The 15,975-nt window shown below is 43.0% G+C and carries 13 protein-coding genes; 12 read left to right on the forward strand and 1 reads right to left on the reverse strand.

All coding sequences use genetic code 11. The annotated features are described in order from the left end of the window. The first annotated feature begins 135 nt into the window (after positions 1 to 135). The 5 genes from LJE12_RS15270 (at position 136) to LJE12_RS15290 (ending at position 5,139) form a co-directional block, all read left to right on the forward strand. The gene (locus tag LJE12_RS15270; RefSeq protein WP_044951718.1) at positions 136 to 1,659 is read left to right on the forward strand and encodes a spore germination protein; all 1,524 of its coding nucleotides are present in this window, start codon (positions 136 to 138) and stop codon (positions 1,657 to 1,659) included. After that, positions 1,656 to 3,341 carry a GerAB/ArcD/ProY family transporter gene (locus LJE12_RS15275; RefSeq protein ID WP_173697321.1) on the forward strand — a complete coding sequence of 562 codons (1,686 nt, stop codon included), beginning with the start codon at positions 1,656 to 1,658 and terminating at the stop codon, positions 3,339 to 3,341. Before LJE12_RS15270 ends, LJE12_RS15275 begins: the two co-directional genes overlap by 4 nt. Positions 3,342 to 3,471: 130 nt before the next feature. Then, a complete protein-coding gene (locus tag LJE12_RS15280; RefSeq protein WP_227227027.1) occupies positions 3,472 to 3,747 on the forward strand; it encodes a hypothetical protein in 276 nt (91 codons plus the stop codon). Between the two features lie 42 nt (positions 3,748 to 3,789). Beyond that, entirely contained in the window at positions 3,790 to 4,611 is an 822-nt protein-coding gene (gene murI / locus LJE12_RS15285) for a glutamate racemase (protein WP_008707727.1), read from the forward strand. 81 nt (positions 4,612 to 4,692) lie between these two features. Then, the gene (locus LJE12_RS15290) at positions 4,693 to 5,139 is read left to right on the forward strand and encodes a DUF1934 domain-containing protein (RefSeq protein ID WP_020993305.1); all 447 of its coding nucleotides are present in this window, start codon (positions 4,693 to 4,695) and stop codon (positions 5,137 to 5,139) included. A gap of 123 nt (positions 5,140 to 5,262) precedes the next feature. On the opposite strand, the gene LJE12_RS15295 is transcribed toward LJE12_RS15290, so the two are convergent. Next, on the reverse strand, positions 5,263 to 5,718 hold the full coding sequence (locus LJE12_RS15295) for a hypothetical protein (RefSeq protein ID WP_177961681.1): 456 nt from the start codon (positions 5,716 to 5,718) through the stop codon (positions 5,263 to 5,265). Positions 5,719 to 6,067: 349 nt separating this feature from the next. On the opposite strand from LJE12_RS15295, the gene LJE12_RS15300 reads away from it, so the two are divergent. The 7 genes from LJE12_RS15300 to LJE12_RS15330 form a co-directional block, all read left to right on the forward strand. Then, positions 6,068 to 7,831, forward strand: coding sequence for a polysaccharide deacetylase family protein (locus LJE12_RS15300; protein WP_320055417.1), 1,764 nt, complete (start codon positions 6,068 to 6,070; stop codon positions 7,829 to 7,831). 36 nt (positions 7,832 to 7,867) lie between these two features. After that, entirely contained in the window at positions 7,868 to 9,322 is a 1,455-nt protein-coding gene (locus LJE12_RS15305) for a polysaccharide deacetylase family protein (protein WP_173700826.1), read from the forward strand. 18 nt (positions 9,323 to 9,340) lie between these two features. Beyond that, positions 9,341 to 10,621, forward strand: coding sequence for a trigger factor (gene tig / locus LJE12_RS15310; RefSeq protein WP_173700827.1), 1,281 nt, complete (start codon positions 9,341 to 9,343; stop codon positions 10,619 to 10,621). Between the two features lie 116 nt (positions 10,622 to 10,737). Beyond that, the gene (locus LJE12_RS15315; protein ID WP_173700828.1) at positions 10,738 to 12,090 is read left to right on the forward strand and encodes a polysaccharide deacetylase family protein; all 1,353 of its coding nucleotides are present in this window, start codon (positions 10,738 to 10,740) and stop codon (positions 12,088 to 12,090) included. Between the two features lie 413 nt (positions 12,091 to 12,503). Next, the gene (glgB, locus tag LJE12_RS15320; protein WP_022379951.1) at positions 12,504 to 14,390 is read left to right on the forward strand and encodes a 1,4-alpha-glucan branching protein GlgB; all 1,887 of its coding nucleotides are present in this window, start codon (positions 12,504 to 12,506) and stop codon (positions 14,388 to 14,390) included. Between the two features lie 213 nt (positions 14,391 to 14,603). Beyond that, positions 14,604 to 14,837, forward strand: a complete 234-nt coding sequence (locus tag LJE12_RS15325; RefSeq protein WP_020993301.1) for a hypothetical protein — start codon at positions 14,604 to 14,606, stop codon at positions 14,835 to 14,837. Between the two features lie 336 nt (positions 14,838 to 15,173). Next, on the forward strand, positions 15,174 to 15,975 hold an 802-nt coding region (locus LJE12_RS15330; protein ID WP_227292259.1), incomplete at its 3' end, for a GTP-binding protein.

Genomic DNA, 15,975 nt, shown 5'->3' on the forward strand with positions numbered 1-15,975 from the left:
AATATCTGAATATCGGGAAATTCTAAGAGAGGCGGGATGCCTCTCTTTTTTTGCGCATCCATGTATGTAAGTGGGTTTATGAATATTGCCGACTGGCAACAGATCTGTCTGGTACATCGAAAACGATGTACCGGTATGAAACGAGGTGGGAAATTATTGAAGAAGCTGGAAGAATCCCGGAAAGTATCTGCAAATCTGAGGGAGAATGAGAAATATCTGCGAAGCAGGCTGGAAAACTGCAGTGATATTCTGATCCGTCCCATGCGTCTGGGAGATAAACATAAGGTGGACTGCCTTATGGTCTATATAGAAGTTGCGGTTTCCAACATGATGCTGGATGATTCTGCTCTTGGAAAGATGATCAATCATTTCTGGGAGATTTCGCCGGAGGATATTCAGGAATTTGTCAGGCATAACAGTCTTGGGATCGCAGATGTAAAGAAACTGGAGAATCTTGACGAGTCCATAGATGCCATGCTTGCAGGGAATGCAGTGTTTTTCATAGATGGATATGACAAGGCGATGAAAATCTCCAGCAAAGGTTATCCATCCACAGGTGTGATGGAGGCAGAATCGGAAAAGGTGCTGCGGGGTTCAAGGGAAGGATTTTCGGACAGTGTGAAAAGTAACAGTGCACTGGTAAGAAAAAGGCTTCGTGATACCAGACTCAAGGTGGAAGAATATAAAATCGGTGTGCGCTCTCATACCTTAACGCAGGTGTTATACATGGATGACCTGGTACATGAGGGACTTCTGGAAGAAGTGAAGGAACGGCTGGAAGAATTTCAGATTGACGGAATCCTTGACAGCGGTATGCTTGAACAGCTGACAGAAGATGTGTGGTATTCTCCTTTTCCTCAGTATCAAACAACGGAACGTCCGGATCGTGCTGTGCAGGAAATCCTGAAAGGTAAGGTTGTGATTCTGTGTGACAATTCTCCGGAAGCATTGATCCTTCCGGGAAATTTTAGCAGTTTCATGGAGAGCAGCGAGGACTGGTATCACAGGTTCGAGATGGCTTCCTTTCTCAGAATACTGCGATATCTGGCTGTGATCATGGCGACTGTTCTGCCGGGACTTTACCTGGCAGTGATACGTTTCCATACACAGATTCTGCCATCTGCACTGATACTGTCTTTTGCGGAGGCGAGGGAAGGAGTGCCCTTTTCCAGTGTGGTGGAACTGATTTTTCTGGAACTGGCTTTTGAACTGATTCGGGAGGCTGGGGTGAGAGTTCCGGGATCTCTGGGAAATGCTATTGGCATTGTTGGCGGACTGGTGATCGGACAGGCAGCGGTAGAGGCAAATCTTGTGAGTCCGATCGTGGTGATGATCGTGGCGTTGACTGCGCTTGGCTCTATGACTGTTCCAAATGAAGAGTTTGCAGCAGCATTTCGGTTGGTGAAGTATGGGTTTCTGATCCTGGGAGGTTATCTGGGAATTTACGGAATCGTGCTGGGAGTATATCTGGTTATAGGGCACCTGGCCGGCCTGATAAGTTTTGGTATTCCTTATCTGGTTCCTTTTATAAAGAAAGAACAGAAGGGCAGCAGAGGAGAAGGGATTCTGAGAGTTCCGCTGCGCAAGAGGGTATTACGACCGCTTTATGCAAGAGAGGAGCAGAAGATCCGTTTAAAGAGAAAGGAGTCCGGTTCATGAGATTTGCAGAGAATAACAGAATTTCCCACAGGCAGCTGTACAGGCAGATGATACTGGCATTACTGGCACCATTTATGCTCTGCGTTTTCGGAAAGGGTGGAATGAACGGGATCAGTGCAGTGGCGGGAATGATTTTTGCGCTGATATTGCTTGGGTTTTATGTAATCTGGCTGATACGGCTGACACCTTCATTTGAAGATCCGGTAAAGTCTGCAGGTGCTTTTGCGGGAAGGCTGATCGGGATTTTTTTTCTGATCTATGTGTTGATGGCGGGAGGATATCTGCTGGCACTTCTCAGGAGGCTGGTTCCTGTAAAGCTGATCACAGGAGTATCCGGCCGATGGATTGCATTCTGGGCGGTTCTGGTATGTTCTGTCGGAACCTGCAAAGGTGTACAGAGAAGAGGAAGAATGGCGGAAGTATCAGGTGGTCTGCTTCTTGGCGGGATTATGATAATGATGATACTTTGTGTGCCACAGGCAAAAACGGAATATCTCATGGGAGAAATCCGGTGGGAGGAGCTTACAGTGAGAAATGTCAGTCAGTCTTTTTATGGAACTCTGTGTGCTTTTTCGCCGGTTGCATTGCTGCCATTTCTGTTGGGAAATGTGGAGAAATACGGAAGTGCGGGAAAGACGGTGGCAGGAGGAATCCTGACACTTGGCGGGATTCTTATTGGAATGGAGCTTCTGCTTCCGGCAGTTCTGGGATATGACAGGGTAGCGGCGGAAAGTTATCCGGTCCTGCCTCTGCTGGCAGGCGCAGATCTTCCGGGAAATGTACTGGCCAGATTTGACATCCTGTGGATGGGATTTCTGCTTTACAGCCTGCTTTTTGCAATAGGGAGTCTGCTGTATTATGGAAATCAGATTATCGGGAAATCTCATCCTGGTAGGGGGAGGTTCTGGCTTCCGGCACTGGTTTTCCTGATTTCGCTTCTGGAAGAAGAGGGAAAAGGAATACTGGATTATTTTGGATGGTGTCTGGCGCATATTTTCGTCCCGGGAATTCTCATCTGCCAGTTTTATATGTTTATCAGAGGAAAGGGACACCGCAGGAAGCAGAGGAAAAGGGCAGTCGGTGTGGTGACCGGGATTTTGTCAGTCAGTCTTTTTATGAGCGGATGTGGTGTGGCTGTGGAACCGGAGAAGAGAATGTATCCTATGGCACTTGGCGTGGATGCCTCAGAAGAAGGAATCTGTCTTACCTATGGGATGCCGGATCTTTCTGAGAGTACGGGGCAGGGAAAAGAGGAAGAAGATGGCGGTTCCCGGGTTCTGCAGATCAGTGGTGCTGATTTCACCCGGATTGAAAAAATGTATGATCAGTCACAGGAAAAACTTCTTGATATGGGGCATCTGCAGGTTCTGGTCATGGGGAGAACACTGGTGGAGGACGGAAGATGGAGAATGGTGCTGGATTATCTGAAACAGGAGATTTTTGTGGGGGAAGATCTTTATGTGTTTGAAGCGGAGGACGCAGGGGAGATCCTGAACTGGCATGGAGAGGATAATTCATCAGCAGGAGAATATATTACAGGACTGATCCGAAACAGAATGTCAGGAGGAAATATTACGGCTGTGACACTCAGAGAGCTTTTCTATGAAAAATATAAAGAAGATAAAATCCTGCGACTTCCGATTGTGAAGATCAGAAATGGAAGTCTGGAAGTGGAAGTATAAATCAGGAAAATATTGGCATAATCCAAATATTAAAGTGATGCCTGGAAATCCCATATAAAATAAGAAAATATATAGGAAAATAACAAAGGCAGATATGGTAACTGATAAGATATAACAGGAGAGAGGGACAATGATGAATAAAAAGAGTAAGAACAAAAAATTAAGAAGAAAACTGTCGTTTGTTCTGTTCGTGGCAGCTGTTGGTGTTCTTATAATGAGAGCAATGCCGGGAATGTCCGGGAAGATAGAAAAAATCGCTGAAAGACGACAGGAACAGACTGCAGTTACTGCATGGTGGGGGACATTGTACCCGAAATTCTGCTTCTCGCAGTTCCCTGAGGAAAATAAAGGACAGAAAGATGACATAAAGATATCCTTCTGGCTTGCACAGGCTCTTGATTGGTGATAGAATAGTGAGACAATCAATAGAGATGGAGAATAGAAATCAATGAAAATAGACAGAGAGGCACCGATAGGAGTATTTGATTCCGGTGTGGGAGGGCTGACTGTTGCGCGTGAGATCATGCGTAATCTTCCTTCAGAAAAAATCGTATATTTTGGTGATACGGCGAGAGTGCCTTACGGAAGTAAATCGAAGGAAACTATCATCCGGTATTCCCGGCAGATCATTCGTTTTCTTCAGCAGCAGCAGGTAAAGGCGATTGTGGTTGCATGTAATACAGCCAGCGCTTTTGCCCTGGATGCAGTGAGGGATGAGTTTGACATTCCCATCATTGGCGTGATAGAACCGGGGGCTAAAGTGGCGGCTGCCCAGACCAGAAATAAGAGGGTAGGAATCATTGGTACTGTGGGAACTGTAGGAAGTGGGATACATGCAGAGTATCTGAAGCATCTGGATCCGGAGATCACTGTTTTCGGCAAAGCATGTCCGCTGTTTGTGCCACTGGTAGAAGAAGGGTGGCTTCATGATCCGGTGACTGATGAGGTCGCTGCCAGATATCTGAAGGAACTTCAGGATAAGCAGGTGGATACACTGATATTGGGATGTACTCATTATCCATTGCTTCGTTCCACCATCAGAAAGATCATGGGAGACGGAGTATGTCTGGTGAATCCGGCTTATGAAACCGCACTGGAGCTGGGAAGGCTTCTGGAGGAAAAAGGACTTGCCGGTGAAGGTACAGAGAAGAATGAATTTCCGTATCGCTTCTATGTGAGTGATCTGGCAGATGAGTTTAAGGCATTTGCCAATTCGATTCTTCCATATGATGTAGAGATGACGAAAAAAATAGATATTGAGAAGTATTAAAAACAGCAGATTGCTGAATGGTTATAATATAGATACATAAAAACAGGTTTTGAACAGTATAAAAACAGGAGTATGAGAAGAATGGATAAAGAAGTGCTGATTCATGTAAGGGGACTTCAGACAATGGATGCAGACGGTGAACAGGAACCTCTGGAGATTGTTGTACCGGGACAGTATTATTTCCGGAACGGAAGTCATTATCTGCGCTATGAGGAAGTCATGGAGGATTTTGCAGAACCTACCGTCAATTACATAAAAATTTCCCGGAAGGGAATGGAGGTCCGCAAGAAAGGTGTGGTCAATGTTCATATGGTTTTTGAACAGGGTAAGAAGAATATGACTTACTATACCACTCCCTATGGAACTATTGAAATGGGGATTGCGGCGACGAATCTGAATCTGCAGGAGAGTGATGGCGGTCTTGACATGAAAGTGGATTATGCGCTTGATATGAACCAGGAGCATGTGGCAGACTGTTATCTTGCGATTAAGGCACAGCCAAAGGACTGTAAGAATTTTACAATTTGATCAGATCTGATAAGTTCTCTGCTTCGCTGCAGATATCTGTCTGATCAAAACAGAAAAAGGTCAGTGATCTGTGTGTATGGATGACACGATTCACTGACCTTTAGTTTATATGTCTGACTGCATTTATCTGGCAGTTTTGTCTTTCCTGAATTTTGCAAAGAAACCTTTCTTTTTGGGAGCCGGTGTCTGAAGGGAACCGCGGATTCCTTTTACGCCTACAATATAAAGACCGCTTACTTCGGCTTTGATTTCTTTCTTAAGCGGGATCAGGTCGAAAACCTTCTCATCTGCGATCATGATCGCAATCTTTGGTCCGATTTTAGCTTTAACGATTGGAAGCTTGGAACGGCGCATAAGTTTAGGTGTCTGTTCAATTACCATCTGAGGAAGTCCGGATTCTTTCAGTGGCATCCTCTTTTTATCGATAACCAGCATGGAAACGGTTTGTTTAGTTGCTTCAATCTGAGCCTGCTGTTCTTCCTGTTTCTTCTGGGCTTTTTTTCCGAAGAAATATAAACCGATCAGTGCAGCGATCAGGATAACAAGAATGACCAGAAGGACTATTGTTACTGTACTCATTTGCATCCTCCCTAATGTATGTGTTTTCACAGGGACTGTTGGTACGGACAGTCCATTGCATAAAAATTATTTTATCATTAAATAAGGTAAAACGCAATTGCAAAAAAAGAATTAATGGATGGAAAGCGGTAGAAATTTACATTATGAAAGGTTATAATTGTAGCAAAACTGTAATGCGACAATATTTGCCGGAGCGAACAGTAGTGGGAAATATGCGGAACAGTTAAAGCCATTTTTACAGGATGGAATCATAATGTGTGGTTATAATATATGTAACGGGAATTGTGGAGTTATTTTGTGACAGAATAATTTGTGAGTAAAAAACGGATATGATAAAAAGGAGAAAAGCATGAGCGAATTAAAGCCCGACTCTGAGAAGAAAGAGGAGCGACTTTCAGATAAGGAAAAAGTAAATACAGAAAAGACAAATGCAGAAGAACTAAATGCAGAAGAACCAAATGCAGAAGAACCAAATGCAGAAGAACTAAATGCAGAAAAACCAAATGCAGAAAAACCAAATGTAGAAAAACTAAATGCAGAAAAACCAAATACAGAAGAGATAAACGAAGAACCTCCGGCAGCAAGCGAGGACGAAGATTTCTTTTTTGATGATAATAAAGCTTATGAAGCCCGTAGGGCAGCCAGACTGGAACGCCGTAATAAACTTCGCCGCAGAAAAAAAAGACTGCGTATCGCAGGCTGCATAGTGGTGGCGGCAGCCGCTGCAATTGGGATTGGAATAGGATTTTACGGGGAAGAACTGCAGAATTTTGTCAGTGAGCAGCAGGTTAAGATTGCGCAGATGGTGAAATCTGCAGACAGGAAAACAGAAGAAGAAAAAACAGCTCAGCAGACAAATGCAGAGGCAGAAGCTGAGAATGCGGTGACACCTGAAGTTCAGGATACGGATGGACTGAGTGAAGAGGACAAAACTCTTTACAGGCAGGCAAAGTATGCTGCAAAACAGTATGATTATGATAAAGCCATAAGTATGCTGCAAAACAGTGAGACTTATCAGACAAGTGAGAAGTTTCAGCATGCGGTTAAGGTTTATCAGAAAAAGAAGGAATCCTGCGTTTCCTGGCCGTTAGACCAGGTGACACATGTCTTTTATCATACTCTGATCAAAGATACCGGTAAGGCTTTTGACGGGGATTACAAGTCAGGAGATTACGATCAGGTTATGACAACGATTGATGAATTTAACCAGATTACTCAGAGCATGTATGATAAGGGATATGTCATGGTCAGCATTTATGACATGGCGACAGCGGATGAAAATGGGAATATGAATGCAGGGGAGATTCTCCTTCCTCCGGGTAAAGTACCGTTTGTGCTTTCGCAGGATGATGTGTGTTATTATCATTATATGGACGGGGACGGATTTGCAACCAAACTTATCGTAGATGAGGAAGGAAAAATCCGCAATGAATATGTGGAAGATGATGGCAGTATTTCCGTAGGCGATTATGATATGGTTCCTCTGATCGATCGTTTTGTAGAGGAACATCCTGATTTTTCTTACAGAGGTGCTAAAGGAATTGTTGCCCTTACCGGTTACAATGGAATTCTTGGTTATCGCACAGACAGCAGTTATGAAACCCGTCCGGATGATCTGGATGCAGATAAAGTAAAATGGCTGGATGAGCATCCGGATTTTAATCTGAATACAGAGAGAGAAAATGCAGCCAGAGTAGCGCAGGCTATGAAAGATGAAGGCTGGCTGTTTGCAAGCCACACATGGGGACATCAGAATGTAAGTCAGATCAGTCTGGAGAGATTACAGGCAGATACACAGAAGTTTAAAGAGAATGTTGATCCTCTGATAGGCGGAACAGATATTATTATTTTTGCATTTGGAGCAGATCTTACCAGTGTTGAAGATTATTCGGGGGAGAAGTTCGAATATCTTAAGAGCCAGGGCTATAATTATTACTGTAATGTGGATTCAAGCCAGTATTTTGTGCAGATCCGCAGTAATTATTTCCGGCAGGGAAGAAGAAATCTGGACGGATACAGAATGTACTATAATCCGGAACTTCTCTCAGATCTGTTCGATGCACAGTCTGTGTTTGATTCTTCCAGACCGGTGCCGGTTCCAACTATGGGGTGAGTATGATCTCTGTGCATAACTGAAAGGGGACAATATATGAGAAAAAGGATAGCATGTGTAACAGCAGCTATTTTGAGTATTTCGTTAGGAGTAAGCGGATGTGGGCTCATTCCGTTTGAACAGGATATTCCATTTCTGAGTTCCATAGCTGAAAATGTGGAAACTGAGAAAAAAACAGAACAGCAGACAATTGATGAACAGGATGCTGATACAGAGAAAAGTACAGAAGATACACAGCAGGATGATGGTCTGAATGAGGGAGAGCAGACTGACAACGAAGATACAGAAGAGGCAGATGAGAAACAGGAAAATCCTATGGAGCAGGCAGCGCTTATGGCTGTACAGTATGATTATGATGGCGCCATAGAACTGCTTAAGAGTCAGCCGGATTACGAAAGTAATACGGATATGCAGAGTGCAGTTGCGGATTACGAAAATACGAAAGCCACCTGTACAGAATATCCGCTGGAGCAGATTACGCACGTGTTCTTTCATACACTGATCAAAGACACTGCCAGAGCATTTGACGGGGATTCAGACAGTAATGGATATAACCAGTATATGACAACAATTGATGAGTTTAACAAAATCATACAGAGTATGTATGATAAGGGATATGTCATGGTCAGTCCGCACGACATGGCGGTTATCAATGAGGACGGAACTATGTCCAGAGGCAGTATTATGCTGCCGCCGGGAAAAATTCCATTTGTGCTTTCTCAGGATGATGTGAGTTATTATCACTATATGGACGGAGATGGTTTCGCATCGAAACTTGTAGTGGATTCCAATGGTGAGGTCAAGAACGAATATATTGAGGATGACGGAAGTGTTTCCACAGGGGATTATGATATGGTTCCGCTGATCGATACTTTTGTAAAAGAACATCCGGATTTTTCCTATCATGGAAGAAAGGGAATCCTTGCAATGACAGGTTATGACGGTGTTCTGGGATATCGTACGGATATTGCATATAAGACCGGAAAAAAACTGCAGGATGATCAGAAAAAATTCCTGGAAGATCATCCGGATTTTAACTATAAGCAGGAAGTGAAAAATGCAAAAAAGGTAGCTAAGGCTATGAAGGCAGAAGGCTGGGAATTTGCAAGCCATACATGGGGACATAAGGATGTGGCTGCCACTTCTCTGGATGATCTGAAAAGAGATGATAAAAAATGGAAGAAATATGTGGCTCCCATACTTGGAGAAACAGATATGATCATTTTTGCATTTGGTGCGGATATCGGAAGCTGGGAAGGATATTCGGCCGACAATGAGAAATATGAGTTTTATAAGAGTCAGGGATACCGCTATTTCTGTAATGTAGATTCCAGTCAGTATTTTGTACAGATTACAGATGATTATTTTCGACAGGGAAGAAGAAATCTGGATGGATACAGAATGTATTATAATCCGGAAATGCTCAGTGATCTTTTTGATGTATCGGAAGTATGGGATTCTTCAAGACCAACTCCGGTACCTGGAATGTAGAAGGGAGTATTGATTATTATGAAGAAAAAAATATATCTTGCCATGCTTGCGGTTTGTTTTGCACTGACAGCATCTGCGTGTGGCAATGGCGGTGCTGTTATCACAGACGGTACAAAGACCGAAGGAGCTGCTGACGGGAAGAAAGCAGAGACAGGAACTACGCGTCTTGTGTCTGTTGAGAATGTAGAGAAATATATTACGATCGGAGAATATAAAGGACTGACTCTGGACAATACGGTGGATGCGATCACTGATGATGATGTACAGGCGCAGATCGATGAGAATCTGAAAGATAAGGCAGAACCTGTATCTGATGCGGCAAAAGAAGGGGATCTGGTGACTGTAAATTATACAGGCACTAAAGACGGACAGACTTTTGACGGCGGTACTGCCAATAACTATGACTTTGTGATCGGCGACGGACAGATGTTTGAGGAATTTGAAAATGGTGTGATCGGGATGAAAAAGGGTGACACAAAGGAGATTAAAATTGATTTTCCGTCAGACTATGCAGACGAAACTCTGGCAGGTAAGGAAGTTATATACAAGGTTACGGTGCAGAACGTGCGGCGTGAAGGAGAACTTACAGATGAATGGGTTGCAAAGAACACTGATTATACAACAGTAGATGATTATCGTGAGAGTATTCGCAGTGAACTTGAGAAAAACGCAAAGGAATCTGCGCAGGAGGTTCTTAAGAATACTGCATGGAGTACAGTGCTTGAGAACTCTGAAGTAAAAGAATACCCACAGGAAGATGTGGATAAGGCTGTTTCTGAATTTAAGAAGAGTATGGAAGTTTATGCAAAACAGGCCGACATGACTCTGGAAGAGTTTACAGACAGTCAGGGTATTTCGCAGGATGATTTTGATGAACAATGTCAGCAGTATGCAGAGGGTAAGGTTAAGCAGAACCTGATCGTGCAGGGGATTATGGATGCAGAGGGACTGTCACTTGACGACAAAGAGAGCCTTCAGCTGCAGGATAAACTGGTAGAACAGATGGGTGTTTCCAGTATTGCAGAGCTGGTTGGAACTTACGGACAGGATTATGTAGATGAATCAGTCGGACTTCTCAGAGTGGAGGAGTTCATTATAAAAAATGCGAGTGTGAGTGAGAAAGTCGCAAACGGTGATGTGCTGGCAGATGATGCAGATGCTGCGGCAGAAAATGCAGAACAGGACAGTGATCAGAATGTATCAGATGAAGATACTGATGATTCCGGACAGGACAATTCAGATGTAGATGAGAATCTGGAAGAGGAATTAGGTACGGAAGATGTTGATCAGAGTGAATAATTGGCATTGTATTTACCTGATAAATGAGTTATGATTATTGATAAAAGTGGATTACTCCGTACTGTGATGTACGCTGTCAGGGACTAATTAACAAAAAGAAGCGGGGAAAGGAAACCATGGATAAGAGGGTGTTGCGCGAAAGAATGCGCAGAAAAAAACGCCAGATGATGATCAGGCATTATACAAAGATCGGACTTTGTGTTATTGGCATGATTCTGGCGGTGGTGTTTATGGTGAGAGGAATTATTATTCCGATCGCACATCATGTAGCCGGAGGCGGAAACAGTGATCAGACTGTACAGGCTCAGGCAGATACAGAGGAAGTTCAGGCAAATTCTGATGCTGCAGTGAGACAGCCATTGAAGGGTAAATCAGATACAGATAAGGTTGCCGCGATGACAGCCGGATGGCATGAGGATGCTAACGGAAAGTGGTATCAGAATACAGATGGTACATATTTTTCAAATGGATTTCAGGATATAGATGGTGTTACCTATTCTTTTGACGAAAACGGATATATACAGACAGGATGGGTAGAAAAGGGAGTGAAGGATTATTACTTTAATGAAGACGGATCTTATGATCCGAGTAAGGTACGTCCGATGCTGGCACTGACTTTTGATGATGGTCCGGGAGAGTATACAGATGAACTGCTGGATTGTCTGGAACAGAATAATGCTCATGCAACATTCTTTATGCTTGGTCAGAATGTCAGTTCATATCCGGATGCGCCAAAACGTATGCTGGAACTTGGCTGTGAGATTGGAAGTCATTCATGGGATCATACACAGTTGACGACAATTGATCTTGACGCAGTTGCAAAGCAGTTCTCTGATACAGATGATGCATTGATTCAGGCATGTGGCCAGGCTGCGAGTGTGGCGCGTGCGCCTTACGGGGACGGAAATTCAGATATTTATAATACTGTAAATAAGCCGTTCTTTATGTGGTCACTGGACACAGAAGACTGGAAACTTTTGGATGCAGATGCGGATTACAGTGCAGTAATGAATGGAGATCTGACAGATGGAACTATCATCCTGATGCATGATATTCATGAGCCATCTGTAAAGGCTGCTTTGAGATTGATACCGGATCTTATTGCACAGGGATATAAACTTGTAACGGTAAGTGAGATGGCAGAAGCCAAGAATGTGACCTTACAGAATGCATGTTATGTGGATTTCTGGCCGAGTACACTCAGTAATGGAGATGTGCCGGGATATCAGGGCGGTTCCGATGCAGCAGCTTCTGCAGACGGAACAGATGGTACATCTGATGCAAGCGCAGATTCTTCTGACGGAAGCACAGATTCCTCAGACGGAAGTGAGGATTATTCGGATGGAAGTTCAGACGATGGAAGCTATGATGATGGAAGTTCGGATGACGGAAGTTATGATGATGGAAGTTCAGATGATTCGGAAGATTACAGTGATGATTCTGTAGATTACGGAGATGGAACGGAATAAAAAACATATGCAATCCTGCAGTGTGGATCATACAGAGTAATTACGAACATACGAAAGAGCAAAGAAGAGAGCAAAGGTACTTCTTTGCTCTTTATGTTTTTTACAAAAAACACATAAAATATATAAAAAAATTGTTAAATATACACATATTTTTAATTGACGTATGGAATGTCCGTTGGTATAATAAGGCTTATAGAATGACTAAAAGTCAGTTCGTATTCCTGATTGAACTTGCTGTAAGATAGTTACTGTTCATATGCCAAAATTCCATTGCCGCAGGCAATCTGGAATGAATTTTGGCTACGTTACTGAGAATGGAGTGAACAGTAACGTAAGATATCCTGTTACAGTATTATTTTATGGAATCAGTATCTGCAAAAAAGATAGAAACCGAAGTTAAGGGAGGACTCCAGATGGGTGTGAGTATGAAATTTACGGATTTGGATCAATATTTATTTGGACAGGGAACCAATTATGAAGTATACAAGAAACTGGGTGCCCATCCGACTACATACAGACGAAAAAAAGGTGTATATTTTGCGGTCTGGGCACCGAATGCACAGTCTGTTTCTGTAATCGGTGAATTTAATGACTGGGAGGAAGAAGCAAACCCGATGGAGAAGGTTGGGCCGATCGGTGTTTATGAAGTGTTTGTTCCGGGGGCAAAGATCGGACAGCTGTATAAATTCTTTATCGTGGGTGCGCATGGAGAGAAGCTATATAAGGCAGATCCTTATGCAAATGAAGCTGAACTCCGTCCGGGTACAGCCTCCAGGATCACAGATATCACAGACTATAAATGGAAGGATGCCACATGGATCAAGAACAGAGAGAAGTTTGATGAGCAGGTAGAGCCTATGGCAATCTATGAGGTTCATCCGGGTTCATGGAAGAAGCATCCGCAGTCAGAGGAAAATGAAAAAGGATTTTATAACTATAGAGAATTCGCACATGCCCTGGCAGCTTATGTGAAGGAAATGGGATATACCCATGTAGAGCTTATGGGAATCGCAGAGCATCCTTTTGACGGTTCCTGGGGATATCAGGTGACCGGATATTATGCACCGACTTCCAGATATGGAACGCCACAGGATTTCAAGTATATGGTGGATTATTTACATCAGAATAAGATTGGAGTTATCCTTGACTGGGTACCTGCACATTTCCCGAAAGATGCCCATGGTCTTGCGAACTTTGACGGAACCGCAGTGTATGAGCACGCTGATCCGAGACAGGGAGAACATCCGGACTGGGGTACCAAGATTTATAATTACGGACGCCCGGAGGTTAAGAACTTCCTGATCGCAAATGCCCTTTACTGGGTGGAGGAGTGCCACGTAGACGGACTTCGTGTGGATGCTGTTGCTTCCATGCTTTATCTTGATTATGGTAAGAAGGATGGAGAATGGATCGCAAATAAATATGGCGGAAATCAGAATCTGGAGGCTATTGAATTCTTTAAGCATCTGAATACAGTAGTTCTTGGAAGGAATCATGGAACTGTGATGATCGCTGAGGAATCTACTGCATGGCCGATGGTTACAGGGGATGCAGAGAAGGACGGACTTGGTTTTAGTCTGAAGTGGAATATGGGATGGATGAATGACTTCCTGGAATATATGAAGCTGGATCCGTATTTCCGTAAATTTAATCATAATAAGATGACTTTCTCCATGTCATATGCATACAGTGAGAGATATGTATTAGTTCTTTCTCATGATGAGGTGGTTCATCTGAAATGCTCCATGCTTGAGAAGATGCCGGGAGAGTTACCGGACAAATTCAGGAATTTAAAGGCTGCCTATTCATTTATGAACTGCCATCCGGGTAAGAAGCTTCTGTTCATGGGACAGGAATTCGGACAGCTTCGTGAATGGAGTGAGGAGAGAGAACTTGACTGGTTCCTTCTGAATGAAGAGCCACACAAGGAACTTCAGAATTATGTGCATGATCTCCTGACTATTTATAAGAAATATCCGGCACTTTATGCCGGTGATAATAATCCGGAAGGATTTGAGTGGATCAATGCGAATGACGGGGACAGAAGTATTTTCAGCTTTGTGAGAAAGTCTCCTACAAAGAGAAACAATATTCTTTACATAGTTAACTTTACACCTGTTGACCGTCCGGATTACAGAGTTGGTGTTCCGAAGAAAAAACAGTACAAGCTGATCATGGACGAGAATGGACTTCTGGAGCAGCCAAAGACATTTAAGGCAGTGAAACAGGAATGTGATAACAGAGAGTTTTCCTTCGCATATCCATTGCCGGCTTATGGGGTTGCGATTTTTACATATTAATTTTGAGGGATGATTTCAGGATATATGTAAATATCTGAGAGAATTATTGTCAGGGGTATGTTATTTATTTGACAATATTGCAGAGTAAGCATGATAATATATGAAAAATTCGTGAAATATAAATAATTGCTTTTGAAATTTATCTGCGTTATAATTATCGCGAACGCAAGGAATAGAGAGAATAATGGTTTCCATGTTGAAAGGAGAATGAACATGAAAGTATCTAACATTAAAGACATCGATAAATTTTTTGCTGTAGTTGACAGCTGCGAAGGCAGAGTAGAATTAGTAACAGGCGAAGGTGACAGACTGAACCTTAAATCTAAATTATCCCAGTATGTATCTCTGGCAAACATTTTCTCAGGCGGAGAGATTCCGGAACTTGAGATTGTTGCTTATGAGAAAGACGATATTGATAAATTAATGAGCTTTATGATCAACGGTTGATCATTAGTGTATACAGGCGGGGGCATGATGGTGGATCATGCCCCTTTCTTTGATGTGAACAGGCAGGTTGTTCTGAAGGTATTGAACAGCTGCAGGATATTTGTAAACCAGGGGGCACAGGCGTTTCCTGGTCAAAGTGCGTTGATGGCAGACTTGAATACATTGGATATCTTATGTATAATGAGTACGTTATAGGTAAATATATAAACAGACAGATAATGATGGCAGTTCCAAAAGTTATTCTGTTTGTTCATAAAAATGGCAGAATATAAAAAATGACGGCTATATGGCAGTTATTCAGAAATATAAATTTTAACGAAGAGGAGAAATAAGACAATGGCAACTAAGATTGATATTATTTCCGGTTTCCTTGGAGCTGGTAAAACTACATTGATTAAGAAACTTCTGAAAGAGGCTTATGCAGATGAGCAGGTTGTACTGATCGAAAACGAATTTGGTGAGATTGGTATTGACGGTGGCTTCCTGAAGGAAGCGGGAATCCAGATCCGGGAAATGAATTCCGGATGTATCTGCTGTTCATTAGTGGGAGATTTCGGCACTTCTCTGAAAGAGGTTGTGGACAAATATCATCCGGACAGAATCCTGATCGAGCCATCAGGTGTTGGTAAACTTTCAGATGTTATCAAGGCAGTACAGGGTGTTCAGGGAGATGTGGATATCGTTCTGAACAGCTATACAACTGTAGTTGATGCAAAGAAGTGCAAAATGTATATGAGAAACTTTGGTGAGTTCTTTGATAATCAGGTTGAATATGCAGGTGCGATCATCATGAGCCGTACAGATATCATTGATGAAAAGAAAGCACAGCAGGCAATGGAACTTCTTCGTGGAATTAATGCGAAAGCTGCTATCATCACCACTCCGATTGAGAAACTGGACGGAAAGAAAATCCTTGAGGTTATGGAGAAACCGGTATCTCTTGAGGAAGAACTGATGTCTGAGGAAGAGGTATGCCCGGAGTGCGGACATGTACATGAACATGGAGAGCATCATCATCACGATCACGACCATGAATGTGGCTGTGGACATGATCACGAAGAACATGAACATCATCACCATGACCACGACCATGAATGTGGCTGTGGACATGATCACGAAGAACATGAACATCATCACC

The organism is Blautia sp. DFI.6.71 (genome assembly GCF_020593585.1).
Taxonomy (GTDB): Bacteria; Bacillota; Clostridia; order Lachnospirales; family Lachnospiraceae; genus Blautia_A; species Blautia_A wexlerae.

Excerpts from the sequence above, each read along its gene's own strand:
- LJE12_RS15270 (WP_044951718.1), top strand. The coding sequence starts at position 136 with ATGAAACGAGGTGGGAAATTATTGAAGAAGCTGGAAGAATCCCGGAAA.
- LJE12_RS15275 (WP_173697321.1), top strand. The coding sequence starts at position 1,656 with ATGAGATTTGCAGAGAATAACAGAATTTCCCACAGGCAGCTGTACAGG.
- LJE12_RS15280 (WP_227227027.1), top strand. The coding sequence starts at position 3,472 with ATGATGAATAAAAAGAGTAAGAACAAAAAATTAAGAAGAAAACTGTCG.
- murI (WP_008707727.1), top strand. The coding sequence starts at position 3,790 with ATGAAAATAGACAGAGAGGCACCGATAGGAGTATTTGATTCCGGTGTG.
- LJE12_RS15290 (WP_020993305.1), top strand. The coding sequence starts at position 4,693 with ATGGATAAAGAAGTGCTGATTCATGTAAGGGGACTTCAGACAATGGAT.
- LJE12_RS15295 (WP_177961681.1), bottom strand. The coding sequence starts at position 5,718 with ATGAGTACAGTAACAATAGTCCTTCTGGTCATTCTTGTTATCCTGATC.
- LJE12_RS15300 (WP_320055417.1), top strand. The coding sequence starts at position 6,068 with ATGAGCGAATTAAAGCCCGACTCTGAGAAGAAAGAGGAGCGACTTTCA.
- LJE12_RS15305 (WP_173700826.1), top strand. The coding sequence starts at position 7,868 with ATGAGAAAAAGGATAGCATGTGTAACAGCAGCTATTTTGAGTATTTCG.
- tig (WP_173700827.1), top strand. The coding sequence starts at position 9,341 with ATGAAGAAAAAAATATATCTTGCCATGCTTGCGGTTTGTTTTGCACTG.
- LJE12_RS15315 (WP_173700828.1), top strand. The coding sequence starts at position 10,738 with ATGGATAAGAGGGTGTTGCGCGAAAGAATGCGCAGAAAAAAACGCCAG.
- glgB (WP_022379951.1), top strand. The coding sequence starts at position 12,504 with ATGGGTGTGAGTATGAAATTTACGGATTTGGATCAATATTTATTTGGA.
- LJE12_RS15325 (WP_020993301.1), top strand. The coding sequence starts at position 14,604 with ATGAAAGTATCTAACATTAAAGACATCGATAAATTTTTTGCTGTAGTT.